General features: G+C 63.6%; 9 protein-coding genes. 2 read left to right on the top strand and 7 right to left on the bottom strand.

What is annotated here, in order from left to right; translation table 11 throughout:
- Together queG and QZV93_RS17020 are read right to left on the bottom strand one after the other, a co-directional pair.
- Nucleotides 1-784, bottom strand: a 784-nt coding sequence (queG, locus tag QZV93_RS17025) for a tRNA epoxyqueuosine(34) reductase QueG (RefSeq protein WP_295559865.1), incomplete at its 3' end; no start/stop codon positions are given.
- A 14-nt stretch (nt 785-798) separates the two neighbouring features.
- A complete protein-coding gene (locus QZV93_RS17020; RefSeq protein WP_295559863.1) occupies nt 799-1500 on the bottom strand; it encodes a glutathione S-transferase family protein in 702 nt (233 codons plus the stop codon).
- A 217-nt stretch (nt 1501-1717) separates the two neighbouring features.
- On the opposite strand from QZV93_RS17020, the gene QZV93_RS17015 reads away from it, so the two are divergent.
- The gene (locus QZV93_RS17015; RefSeq protein ID WP_295559861.1) at nt 1718-2515 is read left to right on the top strand and encodes an undecaprenyl-diphosphate phosphatase; all 798 of its coding nucleotides are present in this window, start codon (nt 1718-1720) and stop codon (nt 2513-2515) included.
- A 9-nt stretch (nt 2516-2524) separates the two neighbouring features.
- Here the strand turns inward: QZV93_RS17015 and QZV93_RS17010 are convergent, their stop codons facing one another.
- The 5 genes from QZV93_RS17010 to QZV93_RS16990 all read right to left on the bottom strand — a co-directional run bounded on the left by QZV93_RS17010 (nt 2525) and on the right by QZV93_RS16990 (nt 9269).
- Nucleotides 2525-2989, bottom strand: a complete 465-nt coding sequence (locus QZV93_RS17010; RefSeq protein ID WP_295559859.1) for a PTS sugar transporter subunit IIA — start codon at nt 2987-2989, stop codon at nt 2525-2527.
- 685 nt (nt 2990-3674) lie between these two features.
- Complete coding sequence (rpoN, locus tag QZV93_RS17005) at nt 3675-5201, bottom strand: RNA polymerase factor sigma-54 (RefSeq protein WP_295559858.1); 1527 nt, start codon at nt 5199-5201, stop codon at nt 3675-3677.
- A 196-nt stretch (nt 5202-5397) separates the two neighbouring features.
- Nucleotides 5398-6261: an LPS export ABC transporter ATP-binding protein gene (lptB, locus tag QZV93_RS17000; RefSeq protein WP_295559856.1), complete on the bottom strand. Its 864-nt coding sequence runs from the start codon at nt 6259-6261 to the stop codon at nt 5398-5400.
- A gap of 75 nt (nt 6262-6336) precedes the next feature.
- Nucleotides 6337-8367 carry an LPS export ABC transporter periplasmic protein LptC gene (gene lptC / locus QZV93_RS16995; protein WP_295559854.1) on the bottom strand — a complete coding sequence of 677 codons (2031 nt, stop codon included), beginning with the start codon at nt 8365-8367 and terminating at the stop codon, nt 6337-6339.
- A 281-nt stretch (nt 8368-8648) separates the two neighbouring features.
- Entirely contained in the window at nt 8649-9269 is a 621-nt protein-coding gene (locus QZV93_RS16990; RefSeq protein WP_295559852.1) for a ribonuclease H-like domain-containing protein, read from the bottom strand.
- Between the two features lie 229 nt (nt 9270-9498).
- Between QZV93_RS16990 and QZV93_RS16985 the strand changes: the two genes are divergently transcribed.
- Nucleotides 9499-11670: a DUF2793 domain-containing protein gene (locus QZV93_RS16985; protein WP_295559850.1), complete on the top strand. Its 2172-nt coding sequence runs from the start codon at nt 9499-9501 to the stop codon at nt 11668-11670.
- Nucleotides 11671-11778 lie beyond the last annotated feature (108 nt).

The raw sequence follows: 11778 nt of genomic DNA, 5'->3' as shown, positions 1-11778 counted from the left end.
TGTTCCACGGGCAGACGGCGAGGCAATCGTCGCAGCCGAAGATGCGATTGCCGATAGGCTCGCGGAACTCCTCGGCGATATGGCCTTTGTGCTCGATGGTGAGGTAGGCGATGCAGCGGCGCGCATCGAGCTGATAGGGAGCGGGGAAGGCCTTGGTGGGGCAGACGTCGAGGCAGCGACTGCACGTGCCGCAATGGTCGTGCTCGGCCGAATCCGGCGCGAGTTCGGCGGCGGAGAGGATGGCGCCAAGGAAGAGCCACGAGCCGGCCTCGCGCGAGACGAGGTTGGTGTGCTTGCCCTGCCACCCGACGCCGGCTGCCTCGGCGAGCGGTTTCTCCATGAGCGGGGCCGTATCGACGAAGACTTTGACCGGGGCTTGGGTCTCGCGCTCGATCAGACCCGCCAGCTCCTTGAGCTTGCCTTTCATGACATCGTGATAGTCGCTGCGCTTGGCGTAGGTAGAGACGACGCCCCGAAGGGGATTGGCGAGCGCGAGCATGGGATCGGTTTCGGGCGCATAGCTCATGGCCAGCATGACCACGGAGCGTGCATCGGGCCAAAGATGGCGCGGATCGCGCCTCCGATCCGCTGTCGTCTGCATCCAGTCCATGGTGCCGTGACGCCCATCGGCGAGAAAGGCGGCCAGGCGCTCGCCGGCGTGGGGGATGGCGTCGGCCCGGGCGAAACGGATGGTCTCGAACCCGAGCGCACGAGCGCGCTCGCGCAACGTGGCCTTGATGCTGTCGCGGGCTTCGAACCGGGTCTGGGTCTCGGACGCTTGCATCGTCGCTCCACGCGTCAGAAGTCGAGATCGGCATACACCGGCGCCGGAGCGATGCCGGGCATGCGGTCCGCGAGCAGTGCGCGGAAGGAAGGCCGGGACTTCAGACGTGCATACCACGACTTTGCCGATGGGAAGGCGTCCCACGGGATTTCACCGATGTAGTCGATGCAGGAGAGATGAGCAGCGGCGGCCATGTCAGCGAAGCTCATCGCATCCCCAGCCAGCCAGCTGCGGCTGTGCGCGAGATGGTTCACGTACGCCATATGATGGCGGATGTTGGTGCGAATAGCGCGTAGCGTATCGGGATCGGGAGCCTGTGGCGCGTTGGCCAGCAGATGACCGTAGACGCGCTCGACGAGCAGCTCCTGCGTTACCTCGCGGTCGAGCTTGCCGTGGAACCAGTCGACGAGGCGGCGCTGCTCGGCGCGGTGCTCGATGCTGCCGTGGAAGAGAGGGACAGGGTGGCCCGGCTTCTCCTTCTGATCGCTTTGAGCCCACTCGGCCAGGTACTCCGAGATGGCGTAGGCGCCGCAGAGTGTCTTGCCGTTTTCGAGCTCGAGGACCGGGAGTTCGCCGGCAGGGTTGAGGGCCAGGAACTCGTCTCTCCACTCCCAAGGACGCTCGTCGACCATCGCAACATTGATGCCGACCTCCGCCAGGGCGAGGCGGATCGAGCGCGATTTCGGGCAGAGCCTGAACTGCGTCAACGTGTGCATGGCTTGAGATCCGCGGCTGCGGGACGATTGGTTGTCAGGTTGTCGTCAGCTCGAGCGGCCAAGGTAACCATCAGGGGGCGTCTTAGCCATGTCATGGAGCTGCAGCGGCAGAACCGTATCCTCGTTTTGACAAACGTGCTACCGACCCGATGACGGCCTTCCTTAGCTTCCCCTCCGCATTTCGCGATCGATCTTCAACTCCGGAGAGCACTCCCTTATGGCGATCTGGCAAGCGCTACTGCTCGGTTTCCTCGAGGGGCTCACGGAGTTCCTTCCCGTCTCCTCCACCGGGCATCTTCTGCTGGCCGGGCATTTTCTGGGCTTCGATTCCCCCGGCAAGACATTCGAGGTGCTGATCCAGCTCGGCGCGATCCTGGCGATCCTGGTCGTTTATTTCCAGCGGCTCCTGCAGATGGTGTGCGCGCTGCCGAGCGATCCGCAAATCCAGCGTTTCGCAATCTCGCTCGCTATCGCGTTTCTGCCGGCGGCGCTGATCGGCGCGTTGCTTCATGACTTCATCAAGGACGTGCTGTTCGAGACGCCGATGCTGGTGTGCGCGATGCTGATCCTGGGTGGTTTTGTGCTGCTTGCGATCGACAAGATGGCGCTCAATCCGCGCTACCATGACGTCACCAGCGTTCCGGCCGAGCGGGCGCTCGGAATCGGTCTCTTCCAGTGCCTCGCACTCATTCCCGGCGTGTCGCGCTCGGGCTCGACGATCGTCGGCGGTTTGCTGCTCGGAGCCGACAAGAGGACGGCTGCAGAATTCTCGTTCTTCCTCGCCATGCCGACCATGGCCGGCGCTTTCGCGCTCGACCTTTACAAGAACTGGGAGCGGCTCCAGGCGGCGGACGCGTTGCCGATCGGGGTCGGTTTCGTGGCAGCGTTCGTGACGGCGGTCGCAGTCGTCAAGGTGGCGCTCGATTTCATCGGGCGCCACGGCTTCACGCCTTTCGCCTGGTGGCGGATCATTGTCGGGACGATCGGGCTCGCTGCGCTTGCAATCTATGGATAGGCGACGCCGTCAGGCCGCGTGGGACGCGGCCGGAAGCGTGAGCGCACGTTTCAGGCTCGCGAGATCGGTGGCGGCACGCAGGCTTTCGAGCGCCGCGGGCTCGCGTACGAGCCGCGAGATGCGGGCCAGTGCCTTTAGGTGATCGCCGCCGGCGTGGTCGGGAGCCAGAAGGAGGAAGACGAGGTCGACCGGCTCGCCGTCCTGGCTCTCGAAATCGATCGACGATTTCAGCCGCGCAAAAACGCAGACAATGCCGGAAAGGCCCTTGAGCTTGACATGAGGGACGGCGATGCCGCGCCCAAGCCCGGTCGAGCCCAAGCGTTCGCGCTGGAGCAGCGTTTCGTAGATCACGCGGGTATCGAGACCGGTGATCTCGGCCGCATGCGTGGAGAGATCGAGAAGCGCCTGCTTCTTGCTCGTCGCTTCAAAGGCGGGGAAGATCCCGCCAGGTGCCAACAGATCGCTCAAATCCATTTTGTCCGGTCCCATCGGCTCAGTGATCGGCCTACTTGTCCTGCCGACCATCATTCACTCGTTGGCGCGCCCGCGACCCAGCTCGGCAACCCGGCATGGGCCTCAGTCGTGCGTTCTATCCCAAACGCTCCGATACGCTCCTACTTATGCATATGTTTATCTTGCAGCAATCGTGCCGACCGGCGTCCGGTCAGTGTTAACGGATGTCAGTTTCGGTACTCAAAGCACGTGTCTTGCTGATTGTCCGAGGCCTATCCCTTTTTTCACCGCCGTCTCCGGCGTCCCCGACATCGATTTTTCCGGTCAACCGGCCCGCAAACCCGGCAATAGCGGCTCAGCCGCTGCATCTACATCGTTCAATGCGCCGCGACGTGCGTACGTAATGGGCAATCATGGCGATTCATTGCGCGCCGCGCCGTACCGATCTGTACCCGGGCCAGTTGGAAATGCAATCCGGCACACTCCTGATATGTGAGACGCGTTGACGCCTCCCCCGATCGCCTCAAGCGACCCGTAGTATCTGGTTTTTGTAGCATTTCCAGAAGCTTGCCTGTCCGATTCCGCGGGCAACGCATCTATCGGGGACGCTAGTGCGGACTGTCTGGGGAGTCAATCCTGCGGCGCGGTAGAGGTGGGCGCTTGCGAACAGCTCCTTGCGCGGCTCTCCGCTTGCCGCAGGACGCGTCTATCGTCCGGCGCGTTCGGCGAGGCGCTTTTCGCGGCGCCGTTGCACGGATGACGGTATCCGCATGGCTTCGCGATACTTTGCGACCGTGCGCCGTGCGATGTCGATGCCTTCGGCGTTCAGTTTCTCGACCAGTTTGTCGTCGGACAGAATCGATCTCGCGCTTTCGCCCTCGATCATCTGGCGGATGCGGTGGCGGACAGCTTCCGACGAGTGGGCCTCGCCATCTCCTGCGGCCTGAATGGCGGAGGTGAAGAAGTACTTGAGTTCGAAGATGCCGCGCGGGGTTGCCATGTACTTGTTCGAGGTGACGCGCGAGACCGTCGACTCGTGCATCGAGATGGCGTCGGCAACGGTTTTGAGGTTCAGAGGCCTCAAGTACTGCACGCCGTGGGTGAAAAAGCCGTCCTGCTGGCGGACGATCTCTTCGGCGACTTTCAGGATCGTTCGTGCGCGCTGGTCGAGACTTTTGACGAGCCAGTTCGCTGTCTGCAGGCACTCGAGCAGATAGCCGCGGTCCTTCTCGGTGCGCGTCGTCTTGTTGACCTCGGCGAAGTAGGTGCGGTTGACGAGCACGCGAGGAAGAGTGTCGCTGTTGAGCTCGATCAGCCAGCTTCCGTCGGATGCGCTGCGGATGAGGACGTCCGGCACCACGGGCTGAAGCTGAACGGAGCCGAATTTGAGACCCGGTTTCGGGTTGAGGCGCTTGATCTCCTCGATCATGTCGGTGATTTCGCTCATGTCGGCGCCGATGACCTTGCGCAAGCCGGTCATGTTGTGGGCGGCGAGCAAGTCGAGATTGTCGAGTAGCGCGGCGATCTGAGGATCGTAGCGGTTCTGCTCCTTGAGCTGAAGCGCCAAGCATTCCGCGAGCGAGCGCGCAAAGACGCCGGCAGGATCCAGCGTCTGCAACGTCGCCAGGACTTTCTCGACGAGTGCAAGCGGTGCGCCGAGCTTGACTGCCAGCTGATCGAGCTCGGCGTGCAGGTAGCCGGCCTCGTCCACCATGTCGATCAGATGCTGCCCGATAAGGCGCTCAACGTGATCGTGGATCGCGAGCGGCAATTGCTCGGAGAGGTGATCGCGCAACGAGGGCTCGCTCGAGACAAACGCCTCAGGGTTGATTTCCTCGCCGTTGAACGTGCCGGTGCGCTGACGCAGGTTCGCCCATCCGGAATCCACTCCGTCCGGCACACCCGGCGACGGTGTGCTATCGGAGAACGATCCGTCGTAGTCGCCGTCGAGGCCGCCCTCGGCATCGGCCACGGGCTTAGCGAGGTCGAGCCATTCGTCCTCGCCGGTCCGTTCGGTGCGCTCTGAAGGCGCATCTTCGGCGTTGTGCTCGACTTTCGGCCCGGCTTCGGGGGCCTCGTCCATTTCGAGAAGTGGATTGCGCTCAAGCTCGGTTTCGACGAACTGGCCCAGCTCGAGATTCGACAGCTGAAGCAGGCGGATAGCCTGTTGCAGCTGGGGCGTCATCACCAGCTGCTGGCCCTGCCTGAGCTCGAGCTTTGCGGTTAGCGCCATGGGCCAACCTCAGGCTCCGGCCCGCGCATGCGCCGGTTTGCCGACGCGCACGGGGCGCGGCTTGGTCGAGATCGGCATCTCTCTTGCATGACGAGGTTCATTGTGATGGTCATGCACCGAGCCTCGACGTCGCGCAAGGCTTTCTACCGGTCCTGACCGAAGGTCTGTCCCAAAGTGAGTCCTCGGGGCAGCCTAGCTAGCGGGTGTTAACGAACATATCCCCGAGGTAGACGCGCCGGACATCTTCGTTGGCTATGATTTCCGCCGGCTTACCTTGTGTCAAAACCTGACCATCGTAGATGATGTAGGCGCGGTCGATCAGGCTCAGCGTCTCGCGGACGTTGTGGTCCGTGATGAGGACGCCGATCCCGCGGTCCGTCAGATGGCGCACCAATTGCTGGATGTCGCCGACCGCGATGGGGTCGATACCGGCGAACGGCTCGTCGAGCAGGATGAAGGACGGGCGAGAAGCCAGCGCGCGGGCGATTTCACAGCGGCGGCGCTCACCGCCGGAAAGCGCCATGGAGGGCGACTTTCTCAAGCGCGTGATGTGGAACTCCTCGAGCAGGCTGTCGAGCTGCTCCTGACGCCGCTTTCTGTTCGGCTCCACCAGCTCCAGCACAGCCATGATGTTCTGCTCGACGGTGAGGCCGCGGAAGATCGAAGCCTCCTGCGGCAGGTAGCCGATACCGAGGCGTGCGCGCCGGTACATCGGAAGCGGCGTGACGTCCTCGCCGTCGATGGTGATGCGTCCCGCGTCGGCCGGTACGAGGCCGGTGATCATGTAGAATACGGTGGTCTTGCCGGCGCCGTTGGGACCGAGCAAGCCGACAGATTCGCCGCGGCCCACGGCGAGGCTCACGCCGCGCACGACCATGCGCTTCTTGTAGCTTTTCTGGACGTTGTCAGCCACGAGCCAGCCCTGGTGGGAGGCGTAGTACTGCTGCTCAGGCGTCATGGCCTGGCCGTAAGCGTATCCGTTCGATGCCGCGCCGTTTTGGGCGGCGTATGGATCGGGCGCATGCGCGGCCGGAGCTCGTTTCAGGGGCCACAACTTCATGTTGGCAGTCTGCCGTGATTGGACTTCATCGGGAAACTTGGGTTCTCGTATTCGAGCTGCTTTCGATAACGGGTGTCAATTCGCCGGGCCAGCCGGTGTTTCCGGATTTTCGGTCGCAGACCATCCATCCGCCGGCGTTGCAGCTTTGGATTTCTCTTTGCCGGACTTTTCACCCTCCTTCAGCTCCTGCGGGAAGAACACGGCGCTGGCGCGCCCCTGGCTCTCGGCGGCCGGCTCGGCCGGCGCTTTCGTGACCCAACCGCCGCCTGGGGGATTGGCCGGGCTCTTTTGCGGCGCGGTGTCGATCTTACTCTCGCCGGTCGTCATGTCGATCAGCAGGCGGGTGCCGCGGACCATGCTCTTGCCCTTCGACAGCACGACGTTGCCGCCCATCGTGACCTTGTTGGTCTTGGCATCGAAGTCGGCCCAGTCGCCGGTGGCGGACTGGCCGTCCTTGGACGTCACGTAGACCTCTCTTCTGGCCTCGATGCGGGTCAGCTCGGCGCCCTTTTTTTCGCCGTCAACTGACGCTGCGCTCGGGTTGGCCGCGTCGACCAGGCCTGCTTCACCCTTGTAATAGGCCGTGAGCTCGGCGCAACGCATGCCGAAGGTGTCCTGTTTCGCGTCTACGTCGCCGCGAAATATCGCAAGCTTCTTTTTGTCATCGACGTCGAGAGAGTCCGCCGTGATGTTCACGGGGGCGGTCGGGTCGGTTTTGAACGAGCCGAGACCGCTGCCTTCGCCTTTCTCCGCGTCGGCGCCCGGCGTCTTGTTCTTGCCGGCGCCCTTGGCGTCGGTGCCGCGAAGCAAGCGCGCGGCGATACGTCCGGGCCCCAGGGCAGCCTCGGGCGGGGTGGTCAGCTGCGCCGTGCCGTCGTGACGATCGATGGCGAGACGGCCACCGCGCAACTCGTTTCCGCCCTGTGTCACGACTACATTTCCGACGAGAACGATGGCGCCCGATTTTTCGTCGATCTCGACGCGCTCGCCGGCCGCGCGACGGTCGGTACCGGAGGTCATAATGACCTCGCCGGAGAGCACGGCGGTCTCGCCCAGGGCGTCAAAGTCGGCCGTGTCACTGGTCACGACGTCGCCATTCTCGCGCTTCATGACGACCGGCTTCTTGGCGACGATGCGCTTCACCTTGCCGCCCGGCGATGCACCGGCTGCAGCCGGCGGGGCCTTGGCGGCGGGGCTGCCGCCCATCATGCCTTCTCCTTCATAGAAGACCTCGAGCTCGGGCGTGGTGAGATTGGAGCCCGCCTGCTGAGCGGTCACGCTGCCGGTGAACAAGGCGCGCTTGCCCGTGTCATCGATGTCGAGACGGTTGGCGTCGATGTTGATCGGCCCGTTCGAGGGCGTGAACAGTGCGCCGCTGTCGGCGGCCTTTTCGGGAGTGGCTTCGGCCGTGGTCTTTTTCTCGTCGGGCGGCGGGGTCAGTACGACGGCAACCTCCTCGACGAAGGTGGCCTCACGCGCTTTCTGGCGCAGTGTCATCTGCTTCGAGCGGATGGAGCCGTTCGGAAACTCGACCAGAACGGGCTCGTTCGATGTCAGGAGGTCTTCCTTGGTGAGGATTGTCGCCTGAGTGAGACGGGCCTTGAGGCCGCTTTGTGAATCGACGTTGATCTCCTCGTAGAGGTCGAGAAGACTTTTCTCGTTGTTGAAGACGCCGCGGACGGCCGTGATGTCCGTGCGCGTTTTGTCTGCCTGATACAGCTCGCCGACGATGCTGTTGAGCTTGACGACATTGGGCAGCGTCAGGTCCTGCTCGGCCGTCTTGGCGGTGAAGACGTAGCTGCTGCCATCCTTGCCGAACCCTTCGTAGCGGGGGTTCTTCATGGACAAATCCTCGGGGAGGATCTTGCGAATGGCGATGCCACCCGGCAACGCGTCCTTGCCGACGAGGCCAGCCGTGACGGCGATGGAAAGGCCATAGACGCCGAGCAGGCTTACTGCGCCGAGCGGGAAAAGGACGCGCAGGGTGCGCACCAGACGAGTGCGGTACCTGGCTCTGTGGAACTCGCTCGTGCGGTCGACATCCGTCACCACGCCGTCGCCGGTGCGGCGGGCAGCCGAAACGTGCGTGTTTTCGTCCACGGTCATGACCATCGGGGTTCCCCGCCCTCGACATCATTCATTGGCTGATCCGAACCAGACTGCCGCGCGGCGAGGGCCGCACATTGCAAAGGAATAGTGGCACCGGCTGCGTGCCGGTCCGCGAGGGGCCAGTGGTCCCCGCCGCGGATGATTGATTTGCAGTGTGCACGTGCGAAGGTGCGACGACAATTGCTGGAAATTAGGGTGACATTGGGACTGTTACGTCCTTAGCCCGACACGGCGGGCCACGCTAGCGGTCTTGCTACCTAGGGCTTTGATCTCGCTCGTTAATGGGCGAAGATGTCGTCTTCGCCGTAGCCGGCCAGGTCGAGCTTGGCGCGGACGGGCAGGAACTCGAAAGCCGCTTTGGCAAAGTCTTGGCGCCCCTCGCGCGCCAGCATGGCGTCGAGTTTTTCCTTCAGGGCGTGCAGGTGAAGAACGTCGGCGGCAGCGTAGGCTTGCTGCTGCTGGCTCAGCGTCTCGGCGGCCCAGTCCGAGCTCTGCTGCTGTTTGGAAAGCTCAATTCCCAGAAGCTCGGCTGTGATGTCCTTGAGACCGTGGCGGTCAGTGTAGGTGCGCACCAGCTTGGAGACGATCTTGGTGCAATAGACCGGCCTGACCACGACGCCCAGGTATTTCTCGATCACGGCCAGATCAAAACGGGCGAAGTGAAAGATCTTGAGGACGGACGGGTCCGTCAGCAACGCCTTGAGCCGCGGGGCGTCGTAGGTCGCGGGATCGGGCTGCACGAGATGGGCGGTGCCGTCGCCTGCCGAGAGCTGGACCAGGCAGAGGCGGTCGCGCTGGGGGTTGAGCCCGAGGGTCTCGGTGTCGATGGCGACGCTGCTCTTGAACGTGAGGCCGGCCGGAAGATCGCCTTTGTGCAGCTTGATGATTGGCGGCGACATGGGTGTGTGTCCTCGATCGAAATGACGGATCACCGCGCAGTTCGTAACTCATTGAAATTTATTGCGGAATTAGACCCTCTTGTGCGCGGGTGTAACGGTTCCGGCCAGCAAAAGCAAGGGCGCGTGTGATGTCGTCCGCGGAAATCTCGGCGCCTCGCACTTTATCCTCGCCCGAATGCGCTCGGCGATAGTGGGCGCAGGGGGGACCCACGAACGAGCATCGGGTCCCATGGACGAAACGGCGAATCTCAAGCTCCCCTATATCCTTGCGGCGCAGTCCCAGAAGCATGTGACGCACAACGAAGCGCTGCGTGCGCTCGATGCCATCGTCCAACTTGCCGTGCTGGACAAGGATCTCGCCACACCGCCGGGATCGCCCGTCGAAGGGAGCCGCTACATCATCGCAGGGAGCCCGAGCGGAGCGTGGGCAGGTCACGCATCGCACCTTGCGGCCTGGCAAGACGGGGCCTGGGCCTTCTATGTGCCGGTTGCAGGCTGGCTGGCGTGGGTCGATGACGAAAGCCAGAGCTATCTCTTTTCAGGAGGGGCGTGGATTCCCGCGCCGGGAGGCGGCGGGGCAGCGCTTGTGCCAAAGGGTGCCTGGAGCAGCGCGACGACCTATTCGACGGGCGATCTCGTCGAGCACGAAGGCTCCGCGTTTCTTTCGAATATCGATGACAATCTCGACAACGAGCCTGATGGCGCCACGCCCGGCTCGACGAGCGAATGGACTTACTTCTCGGCTGGTTCGGGCGGTGGCGGTGGAAGCGGCGACGTCAATCCCGTGTCGCTGGTCGGCGTCAATGCCACGGCGGATACCACCAACCGCTTGTCCGTCTCGAGCCCGGCCTCGCTTTTCAGCCACGAGGGCGAAGGGCACCAGCTCAAGATCAACAAGGACACGGCCGGCGATACGGCGAGCGTGGTGTTCCAGACGGCGTTCTCGGGGCGCGCGGAGTTCGGCCTGGCCGGCGACGACGACTTTCACGTCAAGGTGAGCCCGGACGGGAGCACGTGGCACGAGGGCCTCGTCATCGACCGATCGTCCGGAGCGGTGCGGTCCAAGGCGGGGCAAGTGGACATTGCCTCTGCTGCGACATGCGATATCGGTGCCGCGGCGGCGCAAAGGGCGCGCGTTACCGGAACGACGACGATCACGAGCTTCGGATCGGCTGCGAACGAGCTGCGTTTCGTCACCTTCGCCGGCGCGCTGACGTTGACACACAACGCGACGTCGCTCGTCTTGCCAGGTGCCGGCAATATCGCGACGGTGGCCGGCGATACCGGCATCTTCGCATCGGACGAGTCCGGGAACTGGAGATGTCTCGCCTATCAACGCGCCTCGGGAGCGGCGCTGGCGAGCGTCGGGGGCGGCATCAACCCCAACCTGATCATCAACGGGGACGGGGCGATCAACCAGCGCGTCGCCGGCTCCGGCATCGCCGACGACACCTATGCCTGGGACCGGCACTACGTCCTGACGCAGACCAGCACCATCGCCGTTTCGACGGTGACCGACGCGGCAGACGGGGTGCCGTATCTGTTCCGCATGACGCAAAGCCAGGCGTCGGCGCAGCGCATGGGCGCCGCCACGATCCTCGAAGCGCGCGACAGCAAGCTGCATCGGGGCTCGACGGTCACGCTCTCGGGCAAGGTGCGGTCGTCCGCAGCGGCCACAATTCGCTGGGCCGTTCTCGAATGGACCGGGACCGCGGACACCGTGACCTCGGATGTGGTCAATTCGTGGACCAACGGCACCTTCACGGCCGGCAACTTCTTTCTCGGCTCGAACCTCACGGTGTCGGGCGCAGGTTCCCTGGCGCTATCGTCCAATACGCTGACGGACTTCACGCTCTCGGCTGCGATCTCGTCGTCCTGCAACAACCTGATCCTGATGATCTGGACGGATGCGACGGCGGCGCAGACCGCGACCCTCGACTGGCGGTGGAAGCTCGAAGCCGGGGCGTCGGCCACAGCATGGATCATGCGAAACCCGCAGCAGGAGATGGATCTTTGCTGGCGCTACTTCCAGGACATCATCCGGGGCAATGGTGGCAATACGCTCGGCAACTTTCTTTCCCAACGTGTGGTCACGACGATTTGTGATGCACCGATCAAGTTCCCGGTGCCGATGCGGACGACACCGGTCATGCTCACGTCCGGGCCGACGTGGGCGTCGAGCAGCCCCGGGGCGAACAATCAAATTGGGTTTTTCGACAATGTCGCAGGCGGCTTTGCAACGATCAGCGGTGCGCTCACCGTCTCGGACGGCGGCGCGTCAAGCCCAACGGCTACACTCCTGCGGTTCACTGCCGGGACATCGTTCTCTGGGACGGCCGGGTCGATCGGCAACGTCTATATCGGCGGTGCGGGCTGGGTAGCGGTCAGTGCGGAGCTCTAATGCACCGACTTTCTGTCCGGATATCGCGTCGGTCGCGACCGGGTCGCGAACGAACGCCGTCCTGAAAAACGTACGACGGCTTAGGAAAGCCGTGGTGCCCAGAAGAGG

It is taken from the genome of uncultured Hyphomicrobium sp. (assembly GCF_902826555.1).
Lineage (GTDB): Bacteria > Pseudomonadota > Alphaproteobacteria > Rhizobiales > Hyphomicrobiaceae > Hyphomicrobium_C.
This window is presented reverse-complemented; position numbering and strand designations above follow the sequence as displayed.